Origin of the sequence: Leifsonia sp. NPDC102414, from assembly GCF_044765685.1 — a bacterium.
Lineage (GTDB): Bacteria > Actinomycetota > Actinomycetes > Actinomycetales > Microbacteriaceae > Leifsonia.
Genome location: NZ_JBIWKN010000001.1, coordinates 482751 through 505322 on the forward strand (window position 1 = coordinate 482751; position 22572 = coordinate 505322).

The window sequence follows — 22572 nt, forward strand, 5'->3', positions numbered from 1 at the left end:
TCAGGAGAAAGGGAGCGCGATCGGTCTGGCGAGGCCGCCGACCACGACGGTCGGCCAGTCGGGGTCGGCGGTGAGCACGTCCGTGACGCCGCCGGTGATGACGACGGTGTCCTCGACCTTGCCGCGCGGGACGCTGGGGTTCCAGGCGAACGCCTGACGGTCGCGCACCCGGTCGGCGGTGGCCGGGGTCGCCCGCGGGTCTCTGCCCGCGTAGCCGGTGGGACCGCCCTGGTGGTGGCGCATCCACTCGTCGGCGGAGAAGCCGTGCGCTTCGTACGAGGCGGCGATGTCGGCCAGGACGGCGGAGAGCGGCCTGCCAGGGGTGGTCGCGGCGAACGCGGCGGCCTCGACCTCGCGCAGGCGGGCGTCGGCCTCCGCGGCGCCTGGCTCGTCGCCGACCCACCTGGTGAGGTTGACGATGAGACCGTCTCTGCGGGCGCCGACGACCAGCATGAGGCGATCCCCGATGGGGGCGCCGGTCGGCAGCGGGTGCCGCAGGTCGAGCCTGCTCTGCCCGGCGACGAGGGTGACGATCGGCTCGGCGCCGGTGGCGACCACGGCGCGCGAGAGCTCGGAAGCGAGCCGGCGTTCGGTGTCGGCCCGGCGGGCGGCGCGGGCGACGGCGGTGACGGCCGCTGCGACGTCGGCGCCGAGCGAGCGGTAGCGCGCCACCTCGACGGCGAGCAGTGTGGCACGCATGGAACGCAGTTCGGGCGCGACGCTGTGCTCTGCGATCGCGCCGGCCACGGGCCGCGAGGCTGTGCCGGGGAGAGGTACGAACCAGGGATGTTCGACCAGTGCGAACCCCCCGAGTCCGGCGAGCTCCTCCGACACGATGCGGTCGGTCTCGTTCGCGAGCACGTGCACAGTGACCTCGTCGGCGTCGACCAGCACGCTGAGCACAGGGTCGCCGTTCGTCGGGACGGTCACGCGCGCTCCGCACAGCAGCCAGGAGAGCGACTCGCGCGTCGCGAGCGCGATGGCGTGCTCGCCTCCGGCGGTCAGCAGTTCGCGAACGCGGCCGAGCTTGGTCGCGAACTCGGCGGGGGTGGCTGTGCGTGTGGTCGGTGGTGGGGTGGGTGTGGTCGTGGCCGTGCGGCCCGTGCCGTGCTCGCTCATCGTGCTCCTGCGCCCGATCGGTTGTGGATGTGTCCACCTTACCGTGAAAGCGGTTTCGCGAAAGCGGTTTCGCGAAAGCGGTTTCGCGAAAGCGGTCTGCCGACTGTGCGTCAAGAGCGGGGTGCCGCCGCGTCAGGCGAGGTGGTCGAGGTAGCGCAGGATGATGCCCTCGCGCAGCGCCCACGGGCAGACTTCGAGCTCGTCCACGCCGAACGCGCGCATCGCCTCGCGCAGCACGATGCCGCCCGCGACGATCTGGAACGTGCGGTCGGCCGTGATCCCCGGCAGTGCGGTGCGCGCCTCCGCCGGTAGCTGCGCGAGGCGCGGCACCCAGTCGGAGAGCTCCGACCGCCGCAGCAGGCTGCGCTCGCTGCCTCCCGGCCCGGGAGCTGTCGACCCGGCGAGGCGGGCGAGGGAGCGGATCGTCTTGGAGGTGCCGACCACGTGGCCGCCGGACGCGCGTCCGGAGAAGCCGCCGACCGCATCCTGCAGGACGGAGCGGGCGTGCATCCTGAGCGCGTCGACCTGCGGTTCGGTCGGCGGGTCGTCGTGCAGGAAGCCGATGGTGCTGCGTCCGGCGCCGAGCGGCACGGAGACGGCGATGTCGGGGTACTCGTCGCGCCCGGAGGCGATCTCCAGCGATCCTCCGCCGATGTCGAGCAGCAGGAGGTCGCCGGCCGACCAGCCGGACCAGCGGCGCACGGCCAGGAAGGTCAGCTTCGCCTCGTCCTCCCCGGACAGCACCTGCAAGTCGACGCCGGTCTCCGCGGTGATGCGCGCGAGCAGCGCCGGCCCGTTGCTTGCCTCGCGGATGGCGGACGTGGCGAACGGCAGCAGCTCCTCGATGCCCTCCGCCTCTGCGACGCGCATGGCCGACGCGATGGCGTCGAGGATGGCCTGGCAGCCTTCGTCGCTGATCGCGCCGTCCGCGTCGATGTAGCGCATCAGCCGCAGCACCGACTTGTGGGTGGCGGCGGGGATCGGCCGGGCGCCGGGATGCGCGTCGACGACGAGCAGGTGGATGGTGTTCGAACCGACGTCGAGGACTCCGAGCCTCATCGCGGTCAGCGACCCTGCCGGTGACGCACCCAGAACCCGATCAGCACGCCGCCGCCGACGGCGACCAGCACGCCGACGCCGCGCACGATCCACTGCGTCGACCCGCTCGCCGCGTCGATCAGCAGGGGGACGCCGAGCCCGACCGCCACGAGGACGATCCCGCCGATCAAATACCAGGGGGACCCGTTCGTGCGTTCGACCATGGGGAAAGAATACCGGTGCGCCTAGCGCGGAAGGTGCGGTCGCGACGCGCGCGACCGCACCTTCCGCACGAGCGGAACGCTCCCTATGGCAGGTAGTACGTCGGGTTCGGCAGCTTCACGGCGCGGTCGGCCGAGCCGCCGATCAGGTCGCTGAACTGGTCGCCGTAGTTGGCGACGATGTCGTACTTGCCGCCGGCAGCCGACTCGACGTGCTTGCGGGTCTGAGACTTGTACTCGATGGTCGTGCACTTCGCGGTCGCGCAGGTGATGTACGACGGCTGCTGGGATGCGCCGACGCCGGTCCACTTGGTGTAGTAGTTCGGCGCGGTGAAGCCGGTGTATCCGACCTTCGCCAGGTTGCCGAGCGTGGCGGCCTTCTGGTCGTCGTTGCGTCCGGTGAGGCCGATGAGCGTGCATCCGGATTTCTGGGCGACTGTGGCGAGCGTGGTCATCGACGGCGTGCCGGGGAACCGCTGGTCCTGCACCCAGACGTCCTGCTCTGCCGGGTTGAAGGTGAAGTGCATGTCTGCCACCTCCATGTCGTACGTCCAGAGCGTGGTGTCGTCGGCGTCCAGGACGATCGCCGGGTTCTTGTGCAGCTTCTTCTCGACGAAGCAGGTCGCGGCCAGCACGGGCAGCTGCCGCAGCACCAGGCTGCGCATCTCGCGGATGTACGGGGAGTCCGTCTTGTTCGCGATGCCGGTGCCAGGGTCTCCGTAGTAGGTGGCGATGGTCTTCTTCACCGAGTCGATGTTCGGGATGCCCTCGCCTCCGGCCGTCGCGCCGCTGGTGCCGTCCGGCGCCATGCTGAAGTGCGTGCGCGGGGCCAGCGTCGGCTCGTTCACGCCTGGCAGGTCGGGCGAAGGCAGGTAGTAGGTCGGGTTCGGCAGCTTCAGCGCGCGCTGAGCGTAGCCGCCCTGCAGGTCGGACCACTGGTCGCCGACGTTGAGGTCGATCGTGTAACCCAGATCCTGGATGTGCTTCCTGGTGAGGGCCTTGTACTCGACTGTCGTGCACGCCGCGGCGGCGCAGGTGATGTACGACGGCTGCTGGGATGCGCCGACGCCGGTCCACTTGGTGTAGAAGTTCGCGGCGGTGAACGGGGTGTATCCCACCTTGCTGAGGTTGCCGAGGGTGGCCGCCTTCTGGTTGTCGTTGCGTCCGGTGAGGCCGAAGACGGTGAAGCCGATGGCCGCCGCCTTGTTCACGAACGCGACCATCGCCGGAGTGGCCGGGAACCGCTGGTCCTGCACCCAGACGTCCTGCTCCGCGGGGTTGAAGGTGAAGTGCATGTCTGCCACCTCCATGTCGTACGTCCAGAGCGTGGTGTCGTCGGCGTCGAAGACGATCGCCGGCTTCTGGCCCTTGGCCTTCGCAGCCGCGTACTCCGCCTGCAGTTTGGCGGTCTCGCCCGCGATGATCGTGGACATCTCGCTGATGTACGGCGACGCGGTCTTGTCGGCGATGCCGGTGCCGGGGTCGCCGTAGTAGGTGGCGATGGTCTTCTTCACCGAGTCGATGTTCGGGATGCCCTCGCCTCCCGCCGTCGCGCCGCTCGACCCGTCCGCCGCCATCGTGAACGACGTGCGCGGCGCGAGCTGCTGCTGCTGTCCGTGGCCCGGCCCCGGATCCCAGGCGGACGCCGCGGACGCGTTCACGACGCCGAAGCCGACGACGAGTGCGAGCACGCCAGCCGCACCGGCCGCGAGACGGCCGCGGGGACGAGAGGTTTTCACAGAGGACCGGAGCAACATCGCAACACCAATCGGTCGAGGGGGGCCACCCCCGAATGGGGGCCTGCGAGCACGATAGCGGGATGCGGCCGGTCGCGCCAGAGTTCGCGGCCGTCTCCGCGCGGATGAGCGGACCCCTCTTGTCCGCCCGCTCGCGCTGGCCTAGCATCGCGCCATGACAGACGCATCACCGAACGTCGCCTTCGACCTGCTCGCCACCCGTCTGCTCGAAGACCCGGACGACGACGTGGTCGCCACGGAGAAAGGCCTTCACGTGCACGGGAAGCTCTTCGCCTTCCTCGACGGCGACAGGCTGGTGCTCGACCTGCCGGCCTCCCGCGCGCTCGACCTGGTGGACCGCGGAGTCGCGGCTCCCGCATCCGGAGGAGTGGTGGATGCGCGGGGCTCGTGGGTCGGAATCTCCGACCTCGAGGACTGGCCCGAACTCGCTTCCGAGGCGCACCAGTTCGTCGGGGAGCCGCCGGTCGGGCGCGACTCGTAGCGCTGCGCAACCGCACGAGACGGTGCGCGAAACGCGCATCCGGGACGGTGCGCGGGAATGCCGTAACCCTCGACTGCATTGCAGTCAGAGGAAGTAAGGTTTTCAACGCATGTACACCGACACCATCGACATCGCCCGCATCCGTGCGGATTTCCCGATCCTCGCGCGCGAGGTCAACGGGCATCCGTTCGTCTATCTCGACTCCGGCGCCACGTCGCAGAAACCGCGCCAGGTCCTCGACGCCGAACGCGCGTTCGTCGAGCGATACACCTCCGCCGTCCACCGCGGCGCGCACACCACGGCAGGAGAGGCGACCGAGCTGTTCGAGGACGCCAGAGCGCGAGTCGCGGCGTTCGTCGGCGTCGACGCGGACGAACTGGTCTGGACCTCCAACGCCACCGAGGGCATCAACCTGCTCGCGTACAGCATCTCGAACGCGTCCCTCGGGCGCGGGGGAGACGAGGCGGCGCGGTTCCGGATCGGCGATGGCGACGAGATCGTCGTCACCGAGTCTGAGCACCACGCCAATCTGGTGCCGTGGCAGGAACTCGCCGCCCGCACCGGTGCGACGCTCCGGGTGATCGGCCTGCACGACGACGGGCAGCTGCGCCTCGACGAAGCCGCCGGAATCATCGGCGCGCGCACGAAGATCGTCGCGTTCACGCACGTGTCGAACGTGCTCGGTGCGATCAACCCGGTCGAGACGCTCGTCGCCCTCGCCCGCGAAGTCGGCGCGCTCACCGTGCTCGACGCCTGCCAGTCCGCGCCGCACCTCGCGCTCGACCTGCACGCGCTCGACGTGGACTTCGCCGTGTTCTCCGGCCACAAGATGCTCGGCCCCACCGGGGTCGGCGCGCTCTACGGACGTCGCGAACTCCTCAACGCGCTCCCGCCGTTCCTCACCGGCGGCTCGATGATCACCACCGTCACCCTCACGGGAGCCGAATACCTGCCGGCCCCGCAGCGCTTCGAGGCCGGCACCCAGCGGGTCTCGCAGGCTGTCGCGCTCGCCGCGGCCGTCGACTATCTCGACACGGTCGGGATGCGCGCCATCGAAGCGCACGAGGAAGCACTGGGGGCGCGCATCCTGGACGGGCTGGCGGAGATCCCCGGCGTGCGCGTGCTCGGCCCCGGCCGCGGAGTTCCCCAGGTCGGCCTCGCGAGCTTCGTCGTCGACGGCATCCACTCGCACGACGTCGGCCAGTTCCTCGACGACCGCGGCATCGCCGTGCGCGTCGGCCACCATTGTGCGCAGCCGGTGCACCGACGGTTCGGCGCGACGGCCAGCACGCGCATCAGCACCTACCTGTACAACACAGCGGACGAGGTGGATGCGGCCGTCGCCGCTGTCGCCGACGCCCGCGCCTTCTTCGGAGTCGACCGATGAGCTCGTCCGACCTTCAGAACCTCTACCAGCAGGTCATCCTCGACCACGCCAAGGAGAAGCACGGCTACGGCCTCCAGCCGGATGCGGCGGGCAGTTCGCACCAGCTCAACCCGACGTGCGGCGACGAGGTGACGCTGAACGTGCATCCATCGGCCGCAGGCGGTGTCGCCTCGATCAGCTGGGAGGGACACGGCTGCTCCATCTCCACCGCGTCCGCGTCGCTGCTCAGCGACATCGTGCACGACGTGTCGCGCGAGCAGCTCACGGAGGCGGTCGCCGCGTTCCGTGAACTGATGCAGTCGAAGGGCGCGATCGACGGCGACGAGGAGCTGCTCGGCGACGCCGTCGCCCTCGCCGGCGTCTCGAAGTACGTCACCCGCATCAAGTGCGCGATGCTGCCCTGGGTCGCTCTGGAGGACGCGCTGGCGAAGTCGGCCGCGTAGCGTCGCCTCCTGGTTCGGGCACCGGCGGACGGCTACGGCACCGGCGCCAGGTCGACCTCGTCGGCGATCGCTTCGAGAGCGGAGGGCAGGGACGGGAACGTCGTGCCGAAGACGAGGCCGGACGGCCCGCTCGCCGTCCAGGTCTGCGCGCCCTTCGCCACGTGGCCGACGAGATACCGGCGGTGGCCGTCGAGCACCTGGCGCTGCGCGATGGCGAGTGTCAGCGGGAACGCGTACACGTCGCCTTTCGGACTGACGACCAGCTCCCAGCGGGCCTTGCCAGGGTTGAATCTGCTTGTGAAGATGCGCGACATGATCGGATAGTTGTATCCCGGTACGCGCATCCCCTGCCACGAAGATGACAGCCTGTTTCTTTTGTTGCGGCGCCGTCGTAACACGTCCGTCGCCGGCTTGACTCTGGCGCTACGCGACCCAGCCGGAGAACCGGGAGAGGAACGCGCGCGTGCGCTGCTCCCGTGGTGCGCCGAAGAGCTGCGCCGGCGGTCCCTGCTCGGCGATGACACCGGCGTCGAGGAAGACGACCCGGTCGGCCACATCCCGCGCGAACGCCATTTCGTGCGTGGCCATGACGATGGTCGTGCCGGACGCCTTGAGGTCGCGCACGAGTTCGAGCACCTCGCCGACGAGCTCAGGATCGAGGGCGCTGGTGACCTCGTCGAGCAGCAGCAGCTCCGGGTCGGTCGCGATGGCGCGCACGATCGCCGCGCGCTGCTGCTGGCCGCCGGAGAGCCGGTCGGGGAACTCCTTCGCCTTGTCGCCGAGGCCGATCGCCCCCAGCAGCTCGTGCGCCTTCGCCTCGGCAGCCTTCCTCGGGATGCGGTGCACCCTGCGGCTGGCGAGCGTCACGTTGTCGAGCACCGACAGGTGCGGGAACAGGTTGTAGTGCTGGAACACCACGCCGATCCGGCCGCGGACGGCGTCCATCCTGGTGCGCGGGTCGCTGATGTCGTCGTCGCCCAGGAAGATCTGGCCGTCGTCGATGCGCTCCAGCAGATTGATGGTCCGCAGCAGAGTCGACTTGCCCGACCCGCTCGCGCCGATCAGGGCGACCACCTCGTGGCGTTGCACGTCCAGGTCGATGCCGCGCAGCACCTCGGTGTCGCCGAACCGTTTGCGGACCCCGGTCAGCCGGAGGACGGGGGCAGGGCCAGGCTCGGGGGCGGCGCCTGGCACCGGGGTGACCGTCTGCTCGCTCATACGATGCTCCCGACCTGCTCGCGCTTGCGCACCCTGGCCGAATACCAGTCGGTGAGCCGGATCATCGGCAGCGCCAGCGCCACGAACAGCAGGCCGGCCAGCACGTACGGGGTGAAGTTGTATGTGGCGGCGGTCTCGATCTGGGCGGCACGGACCGCATCCACTGCCCCCAGGATGGAGATCAGGCCCACATCCTTCTGCATGGCGACGAAGTCGTTCATCAGCGCCGGCGTGACCTTGCGGATGGCCTGCGGGAGGATCACCAGGCGCAGCGTCTGGTAGTGGCTGAGGCCGAGACCGCGGGCGGCCAGCCGCTGCGATGGATGCACCGCCTCGATCCCGGCGCGGAACACCTCGGAGACGTAGGCGGAGTAGACGAGCACGAGTGCGATCGTGCCCCAGAACTCGGCGGGCATCCGAGGGAAGACGCCGAGCCCTGGCAGGCCGAAGCCGACCAGGTAGAGCACGATGATGAGCGGCATCCCGCGGAACAGGTCCGTGTATCCGGCCGCCAGAGCGCGCAGCGGGAAGAAGATCGGCCCGCGCAGGGTGCGCGTGGTGGCGATCAGGATGCTCACGATCAGCACGCCGATCGCCGCCACGACGAGCACCCGGATGTTCAGCAGCAGCCCGTCGAACACCCTCGGCCAGGCCTGCACGGCGACGGCGGGATCGAAGAAGGTCTGCTGCACCGCCGCCCAGCCCGGCGTATTGATCACGAAGAACCAGGCGAGGACGGCGACGACGATGGTGCTGGCGAGACTGATCAGCACCGACCGGGTGGTCTGCTTCGTGCGGAAGGCGCGGCGGCCGAGCTCGACGGCGCTCGGCTCGACCGGGCCAGGCTCGACAGGGCTGGGCTGGGCGGCGCCCGGCTGCTGGATGGTGCTCACCCGATGAACGCTAGCGCTTCCGCACCGCTACTTGAGCACCGGGGCGTTGCCGTCCGTGGCGAGCCACTTCGCGGCGAGCTTGTCCAGGGTGCCGTCGGTGCGGAGCGCGTCGACCGCCGCGGTGACCTTGGCGGTGAGGGCGCTGCCCTTGGCGAGCACCAGACCGAACTGGTCGCCGTCCTGACCGGACGCCTTCGGAAGCTGGCCGACGATCTTCCCGTCCTTCAGCTCGGCGTCGCGCAGGTAGAACGCGGTCGGCAGGTCGACGACGATCGCATCCACCTGCTTGTTCTCCAGGGCGAGCTTGGCGTCGTCGTTCGAGTTGAACGCCTGCACGCCGCCCGCCGGCGCGATCTCCTTCTCCGCAGCGGTGAAACTCGTGGTCGCCGACTGGGCGCCGATGGCGAGCTTCTTCAGGTCGGCCAGCGATGTCGCCTTGGCCGCGGGGGAGGAGCCGATGGTGACGACGACCTGCGTCGTCTCGTAGTACGGCGAGGAGAAGTCCACGGCCTTCTTGCGCTCGTCGGTGATGGAGAACTGCTGCAGGTTGAAGTCGAACGTCTTCGGCCCCGGCGCGATGGCCTGGTCGAACGTGGTGCGCACCCAGGTGACGTCGCCCTTGGCGAAGCCGAGCTTGTCTGCCACCGCGTACGCGACGGCAGACTCGAAGCCCTTTCCTGACTCCGGCTTGTCGTCGATCACCCACGGCGAGTACGCGGGCTCCGCGGTGCCGATGGTGAGCTTGCCCGGCGTGATGTACGCGTCGTCCGCCTTCGCGCTGCCGGTGCCGGTCGAGCCTGAGCCCGATGCGCATCCCGTGAGAGCGAGAGCTGCGGCAGCGACGACGGCTGCGACGGTGAGGATGCGACGGCGGGACATGGCGACTCCGGGCTGTGAGAGAGGGCGGTGAGCTAGGGGTGTGGTGCTGGTGCTGGTGCTGAGTGCGGGGGTCTTTCAGCATGGCGCATCCGTCGTGGCGCGGGCAATGCGCGGGTCACAGTGTTACGGGTACGGCGCGATACTCCGCCGGAAAGGAGACCTGCGGGGCACATGGCCAGGTCAGTCGCCGCGCGCAGCTCAGTCGCCGAGAGAGTCCAGGATGGCGCGCGACGGGGCGAAGAACGTGGTGCCGGTGGTGGCGGTGGAGAAGTCGAGGATGCGGTCGTAGCTGCCCTCCGGATCGCCGATGAACATCCGCTGCAGCATCCGCTCGATCACCCAGAGCGCCCGCGAGTACCCGATGAAGTACGTGCCGAACTCGCCGTGGCCGACGCGGCCGAACGGCATGTTGTCGCGGAGGATGTCGTGCTCGACGCCGGACTCGTCGGTGATCGTGGCGAGGGTCTTGTGCGACTTCTGGCCGTGCTCCGCGTCGTCCAGCTCGACATTGTCGATCTTGGTCCGCCCGATCACGCCCTCCTGCGACGGCGTGGGGAGCGAGCCCCACTTCCCGAGGTCGTGCAGGTACTTCTGCACGACGACGTAGCTGCCGCCCGCGAACTCAGGGTCCTCGTCGCCGACGAGCGTGGACGACGCCATCTCGCCTGCGGTGGGGTTGGCCGTGCCGTCGACGAAGCCGAGCAGGTCGCGGGAGTCGAAGTAGCGGAATCCTGTCACCTCGTCCACCACCTCGACAGCGTCGCCGAGAGCCGACAGCAGCAGGCGCTCGAACTCGAACGTGAAGTCGCCCCGCTCCGCCCTGATGTGGAACAGCAGGTCGCCCGGCGTCGACACGGCGGTGTGCACCGGTCCGCGGATCTCGGCGAACGGATGCAGCTCGCGGGGGAGGCCGCGACCGGTCAGCCTGGTCCAGATCGCCGCGCCGACCGCGACATTGCAGGAGAGATGCGCGTTCAGGTCGCGGAAGCCGACCGTCTTCACCAGGTCGGAGAGACCGGAGAGGACGTCCTTCACGATGGCGAACGCCTCGTCGTTGTCCGCAACGGAGACGACGAGGAAGACAGCGGAACGGGACAGAGGAGCGTCGACGGTCTGGGCTTCGATCGGGACGCGCTGCCAGGCGTGATCGCCGGTGTCGGAGGTCATGGGGAGAGTCTGCCGCACATCCCGCGGTCGGTGGAAGAGGGGTCGTCTGGCGGCGCACTCAGGTAACGGAAAGGTAACGATGCCAGGACCCGAGCGATCCGCATCCTGACGCGGATGTGCTTACATTCCGGAAGCGGAATGCACAGTGAAATGCAGAATCTCGATTGGCTTTCTGTGCAAACACATTGATAGCGTCGAGTCGCCCCGTTCGCCGCCACGGCTGAACCGCGACCGGCTGAGACGGGGCCGCAACAACCCAGCCCGCGTTCCGGGAACAGGGGCCGCCGTGTACACCGGCCCCGCAGGTCGGAGCGTACGGTCGGGCGGTGTGGGCGTGCCCCGATGGCGCGTCGGCAGCCGGTGATTCGCGCGTCGCACGACCCGCTTGAGTCGCCCGCTGTTCACGCTGCCCACCCGGGCGCAACCAGGAGCACGCCGAGCAGTAGAGCGCGTGCCACGGAGATCACGTGAGCGAAATCGCCGCCGTCGAGGCGCGGAATCTGTACAAAGTGTTCGGACGCAAACCCGGCGACGTCGTCCGCCGGCTGAAGAGCGGGGCGACCCGCGACGACGTGACCGCCTCGGGCACGGCGGCGGTCATCGACGCGAGCTTCACGGTGAAGGCCGGGGAGATCTTCGTGGTCATGGGGCTGTCCGGCTCGGGCAAATCCACCCTCATCCGCCTGCTGAACGGCCTCCTCGAGCCGACCGCGGGCGACGTGGCCGTGATGGGCACCACCATCACCGGCCTGCCGTCCAAAAAGCTGCGGGATGTGCGCCAGAAGCACATCTCGATGGTGTTCCAGCACTTCGCCCTCCTCCCGCATCGCACCGTGCTCGACAACCTCGCATACGGTCTCGAAGTGCAGGGCGTGCCGATCGCCGAGCGTCGCGCGAAGGCGGAGACCGTCCTCGAGCTGGTCGGCCTGTCCGGCTGGGGCGACAAGCTGCCAGGCGAGCTCTCCGGCGGCATGCAGCAGCGCGTCGGCCTCGGTCGCGCCCTCGCCGCCGACACCGATGTGCTCCTGATGGACGAGGCGTTCTCGGCTCTCGACCCGCTCATCCGGCGTGAGATGCAGGAGCAGTTGCTCGAACTGCAGAGCCAGCTCGGCAAGACCATCGTCTTCATCACCCACGACCTCAACGAGGCCATGTTCCTCGGCGACAGGATCGCCGTGATGCGCGACGGCCGTGTCGTGCAGATCGGTACCCCGGAGGAGATCCTCACCGACCCGGCCAACGACTACGTCGAGAGCTTCGTGCAGGACGTCGACCGCGCCCGCGTGCTCACCGCAGCGAGCGTGATGGAGCCGGTTCGCGCGCTCGTCACCGTCGCCGCAGGTCCGCGCGCCGCCGTGCGCACGATGCGCGACCTGCAGACCTCCGCTGCGTTCGTCGTCGGGCACGGGCGACGTCTGCTCGGCGCCGTGCGCGACAGGGATGTGATGCGCCAGGTGCGCGACGGCCAGTCCGACCTGTCGACCGTGATCGACGACGGCATCGCCTCCGTCTCCCGCGACGAGGTGCTGAGCGAGCTGGTGGAGCTGTCCGTCGGCAGCGACCTTCCGCTCGCCGTCGTGGACGACAATCACCGTCTCCTCGGCGTGATTCCGCGCGTCACGCTCTTGGCCGCGCTCGGCAACGTGACGAGTGAGACCACGGAGATCCCGATCATCGTGGAGCCCCCGGCGACCATCCCGGCGGATGTCATGAACCAGACTCTCCTCGACACGGCTGAGGGAGCTGCTGCGCGAGACGGCGGAGAACCAGAGCTCGAGGAGGTGCGCTGATGGATGTCCGGCTTCCTCTCGGCGACTGGGCGACCAGCGTCGTCGACTTCGTCACCGAGTTCTTCGGCCCCGTGTTCGACGTGATCCGCACGGTGTTCACCGGCCTCTACGACGGCATGGACTGGGTGCTCCAGACCCCGCCGTTCTGGGGCATCATCCTGATCTTCGCCGTGCTCGGCGTCTGGCTGCGTGGCTGGGTGTTCGGGGCAGGCACTGTCGTCGGCCTCCTCGTCATCGCGGGCATCGACCAGTGGTCGAACGCGATGGACACGCTCGCCCTGGTGATCGTCGCCGCGGCCATCGCTGTCGCGCTGAGCGTCCCGCTCGGCATCCTCGCCGCCCGGTCGAAGACCGCGTCCGCCATCATCCGGCCCGTGCTCGACTTCATGCAGACGATGCCGGCGTTCGTGTATCTAATCCCCGCCCTCATCCTGTTCAGGGTGGGCGTCGTCCCCGGCATCGTCGCCACGATCATCTTCGCGATGGCGCCGGGCGTGCGGCTGACAGAGCTCGGCATCCGCGGGGTCGACAGCGAGATCGTCGAGGCGGGGCGGGCGTTCGGATCGTCGCCGCGGCGCATCCTTCGCCAGATCCAGCTGCCGCTGGCCATGCCGTCGATCCTCGCCGGGGTGAACCAGGTGATCATGCTGTCGCTCTCGATGGTGGTCATCGCCGGGATGGTCGGTGCGGGCGGTCTCGGCCGCGACATCGTCCAGGCGCTCAGCAGGGTGGATGTGGGACTCGGCTTCGAGGCCGGGCTCTCCGTCGTCATCATCGCGATCATCCTCGACCGGCTCACCGCGTCGGTCGGCGCCGCCCGCACGCGGATGCCGAAGCGGGCGCTGGCCGCGCTCGGCGCCGCTGCGCTCGTCGCCGTCGCAGGCACCAGCATCGCGGCCGTCTCGCAGGCCGACTCGTCCAAGGGCGAGATCAAGGTCGCTGTCTTCAACGGCTGGCCGGAGGGCGAGGCGGCGTCCTACCTCTGGAAGCACGTGCTGGAGGAGAAGGGCTACAGCGTGAAGTTCGAGTACGCAGACGCAGGGCCGGCCTTCGCGGGCCTCAGCACGGGCGACTACGACGTGGCGTTCGACGGCTGGTTGCCGACGACGCACGAGGCGTACCTGAAGAAGTACGGCGATTCGCTGGTGGATCTCGGCGCCTGGAACGACGAGGCCAAACTCACCATCGCGGTGAACAAGGACGCCCCGATCGACTCGCTCGATCAGCTTGCGGCACACGCCGACGAGTTCGGCAACCGTCTGGTCGGCATCGAGCCTGGCGCAGGCCTCACCGAGGCGACGCAGAACAAGGTCATCCCGGAGTACGGGCTCGGGAAGCTCGACTTCATGACGTCGTCGACGCCGGCCATGCTTGCGGAGCTGACCAGTGCGATGAAGAGCAAGGACAATATCGCCGTCACGCTGTGGCGCCCGCACTGGGCGTACGACCAGTTCGATCTGAAGGACCTCAAGGACCCGAAGAACACGCTCGGAACGGCGGAGTCCATCCACTCGATCGCCAGCGCGGACTTCGAGAAGAAGTTCCCAGAGGCGGCAGCCTGGGTGAAGTCGTTCCGCCTCGACTCGAAGCTCCTGTACTCGCTGGAGAACGACATGTTCAACGGCGAGAAGACGAGCAACTACGACCCGATCGTGACGAAGTGGATGAACGAGCACCAGGACTACGTGGCCTCGCTCACGAAGTAGGGGCGACCTGTCTCGTACCCTGGACGGATGAGCTTCCCTCTCGCCCATCCCGTGGACACCACCAGCATCGACGCGGACACCATCGTCACCTATCCGGACGGCGACGTCACCTCGACCGGCACCGTGCTCATCGCACAGCCGGTCGAGGGCGGCCGCACGGCGATCGTGCTCGACCGGACAGCGTTCCACGCTGTCGACCCGGTCTGGCCGGACCAGCCGGCCGACCAGGGGACGCTTTCGGTGGACGGGGTCGTGCATCCCGTGGCCGGAGCGGTGGTGGGAGCGATCGACGGCGAGAGCCTGTTCGTCGGGGATGCGCCTGTGCGCACGGGCACGGAGGGCTGGGCGTTCGTCGTCTGCCACCTGGTGGAGGACGCGGCAGGGCTGGAGCCGGGAACGCCCGTCACGGTGACGGTGGACCCTGCGGTGCGCCGCGCGCTCTCGGCAGGGCACACCGGCTGCCACCTGGCGTCGCTCGCGCTCAACGGCGCTCTCGCGTCGCTGTGGAGCAAAGAGGTCGCGGTGGACGGGCGGGGCAACCCCAGCTTCGACCAGCTCGCGATCACCGAGTCGCGCATCCTGCCGGACGGGTCGCTCGACACCTTCCGGATCGGCAAGAGCCTGCGGAAGAAGGGCTTCCAGGCCGCGGAGCTCGCCGAAGCGCTGGCAGCTGTGGAGACGGCGGCGAACGCGCAGCTCGCGGAGTGGCTGTCCACCGGAGCCGCGGTGTCGATCGTCCGCGACGGCGACGGCCTGGGGGAGCGGCGCACCTGGCGCTGCGCCCTGCCGGACGGCACGGTCGAGATCCCGTGCGGGGGAACGCACCTGCGCTCCCTGGCCGAGCTGCAGTCGGTCGTGGTGTCGCTCACGCTGGAGGAGGCGGACGGCGCGCTCGAACTGCTGATGCGCACAGAGGCGACTCCGGCGATGCCGTAGTCGGTGCGGCGCCGCTGCGGGCTCAGTGCCCGAGCAGCCCGCCTGGCAGGAAAGGCAGGCTCACCGCGAGCGCGCTCAGCGCGATCGCGACCAGCCAGCCCAGCCGCACGACGCGGGCAGAGCGGTCCTCGCGGGCGATGGCGTCGAAGCGTTCGACCGTGTCGGCGCTGGTCAGGGCGCGGCGCTCAGGCGGCGGGCTCTGCTGGGTGCCCCGCCAGGTGGCCGGGTCGTCCACGACGCGCACGATCGCGGCGACGGTCGCCGCGTCGATCACCGAGGGACGCCTGGTGAGCCAGCGGTTCAGGCCGTCAGCGCTCAGGACGGCCACGCGGGCCGGCTGCTGACGCACGGTCAGCTTCTTCGCACCGACGACGGCGACGACCGCGTTCACCGGAGCGACCAGGCCGGCCGTCGCGAGCACCTTCCTGATCCGCGACGCCTCGAACTCCGAGTTGCGCAGGTACGGCTTCTTCGCGCCGTTCACCAGGACAGCTCGTTCGCCCACCCACACCTCAGCGCCGGAGTGGTTCTTCGTGTTGACGGCGAACACGCCGCCTGGACCGACGACGAGGTGGTCGATGTCCGCGTCGCCGGAGCCGACGGGGAGCGCGTGGAACGCCGTCCAGCCGTCGGGGAGCCTGTCGAGCGTGGCGCCGACCTCGCGCTCGCCGAGTGCGCCGGCGAACCACGGCCGGGCGTCCGGCGTCACCGGTCGCACGCCGAACGCGCGGGCGACGGCCGAGCGGGGAGGAACGTCGTCGTGCAACCGGACGACCTGCTCCATCACCGCGTACCCGGCGACCCTGTCGCGCATCCGTTGGCTGTCCACCGCGCAACCGTACCGACTGGATGCGCGACCATCCAGGCCCCCAACCAGGGCGCGATCCGCTGGCCTACCCCTTGGTGAGGGGCAGGTCGTCGTCGCCTGGCAGACGCTCCTCGAGGGACGCGTTGCGCTCGGCGACGGTGTCGAGGCGTTCCTCGTCGTCGGCGCCGAGGCCGGTGACGGCGTCGGTCAGCTCGTCGGCGTCGCGCGGCTGGGCGTCGCTGGGCTTGCCGTCGCTGGGCTTGGCGGCGCTGGGATGAGAGGCGCTGTGCTGTCCGGCGTCGCGCGGCGGCCTGGGCTTCGGCGTGTTCTGATCGCTCATGCCGCGCACTCTACGCTCCCGTCGGATGCCGGGACTACACTGCCGCCCATGAGCCGAATCGAAACCGGAATCGTGTCGTACACCCTCTCCGGCGACTACTACGCCGGCGTCGGAGCCGACTTCGACACCGAGGCCGTCGACGACGCGATCCTCGCCGAGCTGAACAGGATGCTCCCCTCCGGCATCGTCGTGGAGCGCAGCGGCAAGGTCTTCGCCGACGAGGACAGAGCCGATGAGGCACGCCGGATCGACTGGAACGCGCTGCTCAAGCGCATCGACGTGGACCAGATCCTGGCCGAGCACGGCCGCTGACGAGCGCGCCGGCGGACGCCGGTCAGGACGTCTTCCGTCCCTTCACGGCGTCGTAGGCGGCCAGCGCAGCCCTCCGCGTCTCCGCGAGGTCGACGATGGGCTCCTGGTACGCCTCCGTCTGCCACTCCGGCACCCAGCGGCGGACGTAGTCGCCGTGCCTGTCGAACTTCTCGCGCTGCAGCTCGGGGTTGAAGACGCGGAAGTACGGTGCGGCATCCGCGCCACTGCCAGCGACCCACTGCCAGTTGAACGGGTTGCTCGCCGGGTCGGCATCCACCAGCGTGTCCCAGAACCACTGCTCGCCGAGCCGCCAGTCGATCAGCAGGTTCTTGATCAGGAACGATGCGACGACCATGCGCACCCTGTTGTGCATCGTCCCCGTGCGCCAGAGTTCGCGCATCCCCGCATCCACCAGCGGGACGCCCGTGCTGCCCTGCTGCCATGCGCGCAGCGCGGCGGGGTGCAGGCGCGGCCAGGGGAAGGCGTCGAACTCGCTGCGGATGTTCTCCGTGGCCAGTGCGGGACGCTGGAAGAGCGTGTGGTACGCGAACTCGCGCCAGCCGAGCTCGGAGAGGAACGTCGCAGCGCCCTCCGCATTGCTGCGGTCCCTGGCCGCCGCCGTCGCGTGCCAGACCTGGTGCGGGCTGAGCTCTCCCCAGCGCAGGCGAGGGGATAGTCGCGATGTCGCGTCGATGCCGGGGGTGTCCCTGTCCGCCGTGTATGCGGCGACGTCCTCGGCGAGGAAACGGTCGAGGGCCTCGTGTGCCGGATCCTCGCCGGGCTGCCAGGCCTCCCGGAGGCCATCCGTCCAGTCAGGATGCGTCGGCAGCAGCCCGAGGTCGGAGACGCCGAGTCCGGGATGCGGTGGGGCTCCGGCGATGGAGACCGGCGCATCCAGTGGCCTGCGCGGTGCGGGAGCGGCGAGGCAGGCGCGCCAGAACGGCGTGAAGACCGAGAACGGAGTGCCGGAGCCGGTGCGGATCGTCCACGGCTCGAACAGGAGGTTCGCGCCGAAGCTCGATGCCTCCCTGCCGTCCGCCCGCGCAGCGGACTTCACCGCTTCGTCGACCGTGCGCTCGGCGAGCCCGTAGCGCCGGTTCCAGAACACCGCCGCAGCGTCCGTCTCGCGCAGCAGGTCGCCGATCACGCGCTCTGCGGGGCCGCGCAGGATGGTGAGGAAGCCGCCGAGCGCATCCAGTGCCGCCGAGAGCGACACGAGGCTGCGGTGCAGCCACCACCGGGATGCGCCGCCGAGCGCCCGCACGCCGGGAGACTCCTCGTCGAGCACGTACACGCAGAGCACGGGCATCCCGCTGTCTGCCGCCGCCGTCAGCGCCGGGTTGTCCGCGACCCTGAGGTCGTCGCGGAACCAGACGACGGCAGGGCGGTCCGCCTGCTCTGCGTGTGTGCTCACCTGGGCCTAGATGTCGAGCGTGTCGTTCGGTTCCAGCGCGAAGAACTCGCCGCCGTTCTGCTCCGTCGCCCACTTGATGCGGCCGTTGGACATGTCCTTGCCACCGCGGGAGAGCACCATCTCGTGCGTGGGGAAGCTGCGCTTGGGCTTGACGGCGAGCACGAAGTCGATGGTCTCGCCGATCTTCAGCCACGGCGCGCCCGCCGGGGTGGCCAGCACATCCACGTCGACGCCCTCGGGGACGGTGAACGAGTCGCCGGGGTAGTAGAGCTCGTCGTTGATCAGCACGCCGAGGTTGTCCACCACCGGGATGCTCTCGTGGATGACCGCGTGGCGGCCGCCGAAGAAGCGGAGGGTGAACGGAGCGGCCTCGACGGTGTCCCCGGCGTGGACGACGGTGACGTTGAAGTCGGTTGCGGCGGCCGCGACGCCCTCCGGGGCGAAGATCTGCACGTCGGGGTTGAGGTCCAGGATGCGGTTCAGCTGCTCCGGGGTCCAGTGATCGGCGTGCTCGTGCGTGATGACCACGGCGACGGTGTTGGCGGTGTCGGTGAGGGGGGAGGTCAGGCTTCCCGGGTCGACGAACAGCTTCTTTCCCGATTCTTCGAGGAGCAGGGCGGCGTGTTCGAACTTCGTCAGTCTCATGACATCAGGAAATACCCAAAAGGGTGCCGGTGCAACTTGGCTGAGAAAGGGTTGAGGAATATACCCCCTGGGGGTACTGTTCTGGTGTGGAGATGAACGAGACGACGAGAAACCAGACGCACGAGTCCAGCCACGACCACGCTGCCGTGGAGCAGGGGGCGCACGAACACGCGGCGCACGAACACGCGGCGCACGATCACTCCGGCCACGACCATTCCGCGCACGACCACTCCGGCCACGCCGGTCACGACCCCGCCATCTTCCGGCGCAAGTTCTGGTTGACGCTGGTGCTGACCATCCCGACCCTGGTGTTCTCGCACGGCCTGCAGGACATCCTGGGCCTCGGCGGTCCCCGGTTCCCCGGCAGCCAGTTCGTCCCCGCCGTGTTCGGCATCGCGATCTTCTTCTACGGCGGGCTGGTGTTCCTCCGCGGCGCCGTCGACGAGCTCCGCAGCCGTCAGCCCGGGATGATGACGCTCATCTCCCTCGCGATCGTCGTCGCGTTCGGATACAGCCTGGCCGTCACGTTCGGGCTGCCCGGCATGGACTTCTGGTGGGAGCTCGCCACCCTCATCCTGATCATGCTGCTCGGCCACTGGATCGAGATGTCGGCGGTGATGGGTGCCCAGGATGCGCTCGGCCAGCTGGCCAAGCTGCTGCCGGACGAGGCGGAGCGGGTGGGGACCGACGCAGCAGGCGCATCCACCGCCGAGCTCGTACCGGTCAGCGCGCTCGCGGTCGGCGACCTGGTGCGTGTGCGTCCTGGCGCGGCAGTGCCCGTGGACGGGGAGATCGTCGACGGCCGCTCCGACCTCGACGAGTCGCTGCTCACCGGCGAGTCCAAGCCGGTCACCCGCGGCGCGGGGGAGCAGGTGGTCGCCGGCTCCATCTCCGGCAGCGGCTCGCTCGTGGTCAGGGTGACGAAAACGGGCGGCGACACGGCGCTCGCCGGGATCATGCGGCTCGTCTCCGACGCGCAGGCCAGCAAGTCCGGAACGCAGATCCTCGCCGATCGCGCGGCCGCGCTCCTGTTCTACGTCGCACTCGCCGCCGCATCCCTCACTCTTGTCGTGTGGGTGATCCTGCGGCCGGGGGATCCCTCGTTCGTGCTCGAACGCGTGGTGACCGTGCTCGTGATCGCCTGCCCGCACGCCCTCGGCCTCGCCATCCCGCTCGTCGCCCAGATCTCCACGGCCATCGGCGCGAAGAACGGGCTGCTGATCCGCGACAGGCACGCAATGGAGGACGCCCGCCTCATCGACGTCGTCCTCTTCGACAAGACCGGCACCCTCACCGAGGGTCGCCAGGGCGTCGCCGCCGTCACCGCCACCGACGGGGATGCGGATGCGCTGCTCGCGCTCGCCGCCTCCGTCGAGGCGCCTGCCGAGCATCCCATCGCCAGGGCGATCGTCGCCGAGGCCGCGGACCGCGGGCTCTCCGTCGCAGCCGCTGCGGACTTCGAGGCGCTCGGCGGCCGCGGAGCGACGGCGCGCGTCGGAGGCGCCGTCGTGACGGTGGGCGCGCCGCGCCTGCTCGCCGAACGGAGTCTCGCGCCGAGCGCGGACGTTTCTCGCGCTGCCGCGGCCGCTGAGGCCGAGGGGCAGACCGTCGTCTACGTGCTGAGCGGCGACCAGGTGGCGGGCATGATCGCGCTGGCCGACGTGGTGCGCCCTGAGTCGGAGGAGGCCGTGCGCATCCTGCACAGCAGAGGCGTGCGCGTCGCGATGCTGACAGGAGACTCGCGGGCCGTCGGTGAGGCCGTCGCCGCGAAACTCGGGATCGACGAGGTGTTCGCCGAGGTGCTGCCCGGTGACAAGGCAGGCACGGTGTCGCACCTGCAGCAGGGCGGCGCGCGGGTGGCGATGGTCGGCGACGGCGTCAACGACGCTCCGGCGCTCGCGCAGGCGGACGTCGGCATCGCGATCGGAGCAGGCACGGACGTGGCGATCGAGTCGGCGGGCATCGTGCTCGCGTCCAGCGATCCCCGCGGCGTCGCCAAGGTGATCACGCTGTCGCGGGCCACGTACCGCAAGATGCTGCAGAACCTCGCCTGGGCGGCCGGCTACAACGTGATCGCGCTGCCGCTCGCGGCGGGGGTGGCGACGGGCATCGGCATCGTGGTGTCCCCGGCGTTCGGCGCCGTGCTGATGAGCGTGTCGACGATCGTGGTCGCGCTGAACGCGCAGCTCCTGCGGCGCGTGCGGCTGTAGCCGCGCTGCGTGCCGGCGCAGCCGCGTCGCCGGCGGCCGCGCCGCTGAGCCCGTGTGCGTGGTCTCCGTCCGGACGGAGACCACGCCACGGCACCCGTCATTTTCTCCTTCCGAACGGAATTCGCGCGGAAACGCTCCGATTACTCCTGCGCAACGGTCACCGTGATCCTCACGCCGCTTCTCCTTCCGGACGGAGTTCGTCATCGCTGGATGTGTGCGCTCCGTTCGGACGGAGTTTCTGGCGGCGTGTCGAGCGCTGTCTCCGTTCGGACGGAACTCGCCGGGCGGACAGGGCGGTGCACCGGGCCCGTGCGGACCGCGCGCGGAAGTTCGGCCATAATCGTGCACTATGGCCGCATCCCCCCGTACCGTCGTCGTCGCGGTGAACCCGATGGCGTCGTTCGGCAAGAGGAGGGACGTTGGGCCGCGTGCGATCGAGCGGCTTCGCGCGGCCGGGCACACGGTGGTCGCCCTCGATGAGGCGAACATCGAGCTGCTGCGGCGCGAGGCGAAGGCGGCCGTCGCCGCCGGTGTCGACGCGCTCGTGGTGGTCGGCGGCGACGGGATGGTGAACCTCGGCGTCAACATCGTCGCGCAGACGGACATCCCGCTCGGCATCGTGCCGAGCGGAACGGGCAACGACATGGCGGACGGTCTCGGCATCCCGGTCGCGGACACCGAGGCGGCCATCGACGCGCTGCTCGCCGCGCTGCAGCGCCCGCCACGCAGGATCGACGCAGGGGTGGTCACGCACGGCGGCCTGAACACCTGGTTCGGCTGCGTGCTCTCCGCCGGCTTCGATGCGACCGTCAACGAGCGCGCCAACCTGATGACCAGACCGCGCGGACGCAGCCGGTACGTGTTCGCCCTGCTGCGCGAACTCGCGACCCTCCGCCCCATCCCGTATCGCGTCGTGGCCGACGGCGTCCCGGTCGAGCGGGAGGCTTTACTGATCGCCGTCGCCAACAACCGGTCCATCGGGGGCGGGATGCGCGTGGTCCCGCACGCCAGCCTCGACGACGGGATGCTCGACCTCTTCATCGTGAAGGAGATGCCGAAGTGGCGCTTCCTGCGGATGTTCCCCAAAGTATTCTCCGGAACGCATACTGACCTTGCCGAGGTCTCGTTCGAGCCGGTTCGTACTGTCACCATCGACGCTCCGGGCGTCGTTGCGTACGCGGACGGGGAGCGCATCGGTCCTCTGCCGGTCGAGGTGTCCGTCGCTCCTGGCGCGCTGCTCGTGCTCGCCTGACCAGCTCGGCCGCGGGATGGGATGCGCCACGCCCGGGATGCACCGCCCGTTTTGGAACAGCGGCGAAGGGTGTGGCATACTCATTGAGTTGCAAAAACGGCCCCATCGTTTAGCGGCCTAGGACGTCGCCCTCTCACGGCGGTAACGCGGGTTCAAATCCCGCTGGGGTCACTACAGCCCGGATGTCAGTGTTTCACTGACATCCGGGCTTTTTCAGTTGATTCTTCGCTGGGCGATTCCGTCGCTCACGACACCTTCTCCACGGGGTACCGGTCCCGGATCGCTTCGCCGAAATACCGCCCTGCGCTCTCCGCCTCCCACAAACCGCGCCACACCCGCTCCGGCACGATCCAGTACCGGTATACGTCCCCGCTGACGAACTCCAGCTCCAGGATGCGCGCCGCCGGGTCGTACCCGGCCGACGCGAGCACACTGCTGGTCAGAGTCCGCCGCTTCATAGCGTGCACAGTAGACCGCGCGGGTCTGCGCATCCGGTAGACTGTCCGGAGCGAAGGGGAGTATCCCGGACGACCCATGACGGGTCGGCGCTGTGGAC

23 protein-coding genes and 1 tRNA gene are annotated in these 22572 nt (G+C 69.5%); 10 read left to right on the top strand and 14 right to left on the bottom strand.

Annotated features, from left to right (window positions below; genetic code table 11):
• The 4 genes from ACIRCZ_RS02225 to ACIRCZ_RS02240 all read right to left on the bottom strand — a co-directional run bounded on the left by ACIRCZ_RS02225 (position 1) and on the right by ACIRCZ_RS02240 (position 4117).
• Positions 1-1119 carry a M24 family metallopeptidase gene (locus ACIRCZ_RS02225; protein ID WP_402849190.1) on the bottom strand — a complete coding sequence of 373 codons (1119 nt, stop codon included), beginning with the start codon at positions 1117-1119 and terminating at the stop codon, positions 1-3.
• A 132-nt stretch (positions 1120-1251) separates the two neighbouring features.
• The gene (locus ACIRCZ_RS02230) at positions 1252-2178 is read right to left on the bottom strand and encodes a Ppx/GppA family phosphatase (RefSeq protein WP_402849193.1); all 927 of its coding nucleotides are present in this window, start codon (positions 2176-2178) and stop codon (positions 1252-1254) included.
• A gap of 5 nt (positions 2179-2183) precedes the next feature.
• Entirely contained in the window at positions 2184-2381 is a 198-nt protein-coding gene (locus ACIRCZ_RS02235) for a hypothetical protein (protein WP_055892893.1), read from the bottom strand.
• Between the two features lie 83 nt (positions 2382-2464).
• Positions 2465-4117 (bottom strand): HAD family acid phosphatase, encoded by a 1653-nt coding sequence (locus tag ACIRCZ_RS02240; protein ID WP_402849196.1) that lies wholly within the window; start codon positions 4115-4117, stop codon positions 2465-2467.
• A gap of 172 nt (positions 4118-4289) precedes the next feature.
• Between ACIRCZ_RS02240 and ACIRCZ_RS02245 the strand changes: the two genes are divergently transcribed.
• The 3 genes from ACIRCZ_RS02245 (at position 4290) to sufU (ending at position 6446) form a co-directional block, all read left to right on the top strand.
• Positions 4290-4616 carry a hypothetical protein gene (locus ACIRCZ_RS02245; RefSeq protein WP_055892900.1) on the top strand — a complete coding sequence of 109 codons (327 nt, stop codon included), beginning with the start codon at positions 4290-4292 and terminating at the stop codon, positions 4614-4616.
• A 109-nt stretch (positions 4617-4725) separates the two neighbouring features.
• A complete protein-coding gene (locus tag ACIRCZ_RS02250; RefSeq protein ID WP_402849198.1) occupies positions 4726-6003 on the top strand; it encodes an aminotransferase class V-fold PLP-dependent enzyme in 1278 nt (425 codons plus the stop codon).
• Positions 6000-6446 carry a Fe-S cluster assembly sulfur transfer protein SufU gene (gene sufU, locus ACIRCZ_RS02255; protein WP_402849200.1) on the top strand — a complete coding sequence of 149 codons (447 nt, stop codon included), beginning with the start codon at positions 6000-6002 and terminating at the stop codon, positions 6444-6446. Before ACIRCZ_RS02250 ends, sufU begins: the two co-directional genes overlap by 4 nt.
• Positions 6447-6478: 32 nt before the next feature.
• Here sufU and ACIRCZ_RS02260 read toward each other — a convergent pair whose 3' ends face one another.
• The 5 genes from ACIRCZ_RS02260 to ACIRCZ_RS02280 all read right to left on the bottom strand — a co-directional run bounded on the left by ACIRCZ_RS02260 (position 6479) and on the right by ACIRCZ_RS02280 (position 10603).
• Positions 6479-6760 carry a hypothetical protein gene (locus ACIRCZ_RS02260; RefSeq protein ID WP_055894380.1) on the bottom strand — a complete coding sequence of 94 codons (282 nt, stop codon included), beginning with the start codon at positions 6758-6760 and terminating at the stop codon, positions 6479-6481.
• A 109-nt stretch (positions 6761-6869) separates the two neighbouring features.
• Positions 6870-7664 carry an amino acid ABC transporter ATP-binding protein gene (locus ACIRCZ_RS02265; protein ID WP_402849202.1) on the bottom strand — a complete coding sequence of 265 codons (795 nt, stop codon included), beginning with the start codon at positions 7662-7664 and terminating at the stop codon, positions 6870-6872.
• On the bottom strand, positions 7661-8548 hold the full coding sequence (locus tag ACIRCZ_RS02270; RefSeq protein ID WP_402851611.1) for an amino acid ABC transporter permease: 888 nt from the start codon (positions 8546-8548) through the stop codon (positions 7661-7663). Before ACIRCZ_RS02270 ends, ACIRCZ_RS02265 begins: the two co-directional genes overlap by 4 nt.
• 36 nt (positions 8549-8584) lie before the next feature.
• Positions 8585-9436, bottom strand: a complete 852-nt coding sequence (locus ACIRCZ_RS02275; protein WP_402849204.1) for an ABC transporter substrate-binding protein — start codon at positions 9434-9436, stop codon at positions 8585-8587.
• A gap of 198 nt (positions 9437-9634) precedes the next feature.
• On the bottom strand, positions 9635-10603 hold the full coding sequence (locus ACIRCZ_RS02280; protein ID WP_402849206.1) for a Dyp-type peroxidase: 969 nt from the start codon (positions 10601-10603) through the stop codon (positions 9635-9637).
• 467 nt (positions 10604-11070) lie between these two features.
• Here ACIRCZ_RS02280 and ACIRCZ_RS02285 point away from each other — a divergent pair, with 467 nt between their 5' ends.
• Genes ACIRCZ_RS02285 through ACIRCZ_RS02295 form a run of 3 tightly spaced genes read left to right on the top strand, consistent with a single transcriptional unit; the run spans position 11071 to position 15035 of the window.
• On the top strand, positions 11071-12393 hold the full coding sequence (locus tag ACIRCZ_RS02285; protein ID WP_402849208.1) for a glycine betaine/L-proline ABC transporter ATP-binding protein: 1323 nt from the start codon (positions 11071-11073) through the stop codon (positions 12391-12393).
• On the top strand, positions 12393-14099 hold the full coding sequence (locus ACIRCZ_RS02290; RefSeq protein WP_055892922.1) for an ABC transporter permease/substrate binding protein: 1707 nt from the start codon (positions 12393-12395) through the stop codon (positions 14097-14099). The genes ACIRCZ_RS02285 and ACIRCZ_RS02290 overlap by 1 nt, the downstream gene beginning before the upstream one ends.
• 27 nt (positions 14100-14126) lie before the next feature.
• A complete protein-coding gene (locus tag ACIRCZ_RS02295) occupies positions 14127-15035 on the top strand; it encodes a metal-dependent hydrolase (RefSeq protein WP_402849211.1) in 909 nt (302 codons plus the stop codon).
• A gap of 22 nt (positions 15036-15057) precedes the next feature.
• Here ACIRCZ_RS02295 and ACIRCZ_RS02300 read toward each other — a convergent pair whose 3' ends face one another.
• Together ACIRCZ_RS02300 and ACIRCZ_RS02305 are read right to left on the bottom strand one after the other, a co-directional pair.
• A complete protein-coding gene (locus ACIRCZ_RS02300; protein WP_402849213.1) occupies positions 15058-15864 on the bottom strand; it encodes a nuclease-related domain-containing protein in 807 nt (268 codons plus the stop codon).
• Between the two features lie 64 nt (positions 15865-15928).
• On the bottom strand, positions 15929-16183 hold the full coding sequence (locus tag ACIRCZ_RS02305) for a hypothetical protein (protein ID WP_402849216.1): 255 nt from the start codon (positions 16181-16183) through the stop codon (positions 15929-15931).
• 48 nt (positions 16184-16231) lie between these two features.
• On the opposite strand from ACIRCZ_RS02305, the gene ACIRCZ_RS02310 reads away from it, so the two are divergent.
• A complete protein-coding gene (locus tag ACIRCZ_RS02310) occupies positions 16232-16495 on the top strand; it encodes a hypothetical protein (protein WP_402849219.1) in 264 nt (87 codons plus the stop codon).
• 22 nt (positions 16496-16517) lie between these two features.
• Here ACIRCZ_RS02310 and ACIRCZ_RS02315 read toward each other — a convergent pair whose 3' ends face one another.
• Positions 16518-17909 carry a cryptochrome/photolyase family protein gene (locus tag ACIRCZ_RS02315; RefSeq protein ID WP_402849222.1) on the bottom strand — a complete coding sequence of 464 codons (1392 nt, stop codon included), beginning with the start codon at positions 17907-17909 and terminating at the stop codon, positions 16518-16520.
• Between the two features lie 6 nt (positions 17910-17915).
• The gene (locus ACIRCZ_RS02320) at positions 17916-18554 is read right to left on the bottom strand and encodes an MBL fold metallo-hydrolase (RefSeq protein WP_402849225.1); all 639 of its coding nucleotides are present in this window, start codon (positions 18552-18554) and stop codon (positions 17916-17918) included.
• A gap of 92 nt (positions 18555-18646) precedes the next feature.
• Between ACIRCZ_RS02320 and ACIRCZ_RS02325 the strand changes: the two genes are divergently transcribed.
• The 3 genes from ACIRCZ_RS02325 to ACIRCZ_RS02335 all read left to right on the top strand — a co-directional run bounded on the left by ACIRCZ_RS02325 (position 18647) and on the right by ACIRCZ_RS02335 (position 22187).
• Positions 18647-20764 (top strand): copper-translocating P-type ATPase, encoded by a 2118-nt coding sequence (locus ACIRCZ_RS02325; protein WP_402851614.1) that lies wholly within the window; start codon positions 18647-18649, stop codon positions 20762-20764.
• 349 nt (positions 20765-21113) lie between these two features.
• Complete coding sequence (locus ACIRCZ_RS02330; protein ID WP_055892946.1) at positions 21114-22016, top strand: YegS/Rv2252/BmrU family lipid kinase; 903 nt, start codon at positions 21114-21116, stop codon at positions 22014-22016.
• Positions 22017-22114: 98 nt separating this feature from the next.
• Positions 22115-22187 (top strand) — tRNA-Glu (locus tag ACIRCZ_RS02335).
• Between the two features lie 74 nt (positions 22188-22261).
• Here the strand turns inward: ACIRCZ_RS02335 and ACIRCZ_RS02340 are convergent.
• Positions 22262-22474, bottom strand: coding sequence for a KTSC domain-containing protein (locus ACIRCZ_RS02340; RefSeq protein WP_055892949.1), 213 nt, complete (start codon positions 22472-22474; stop codon positions 22262-22264).
• Between the last annotated feature and the right edge of the window lie 98 nt (positions 22475-22572).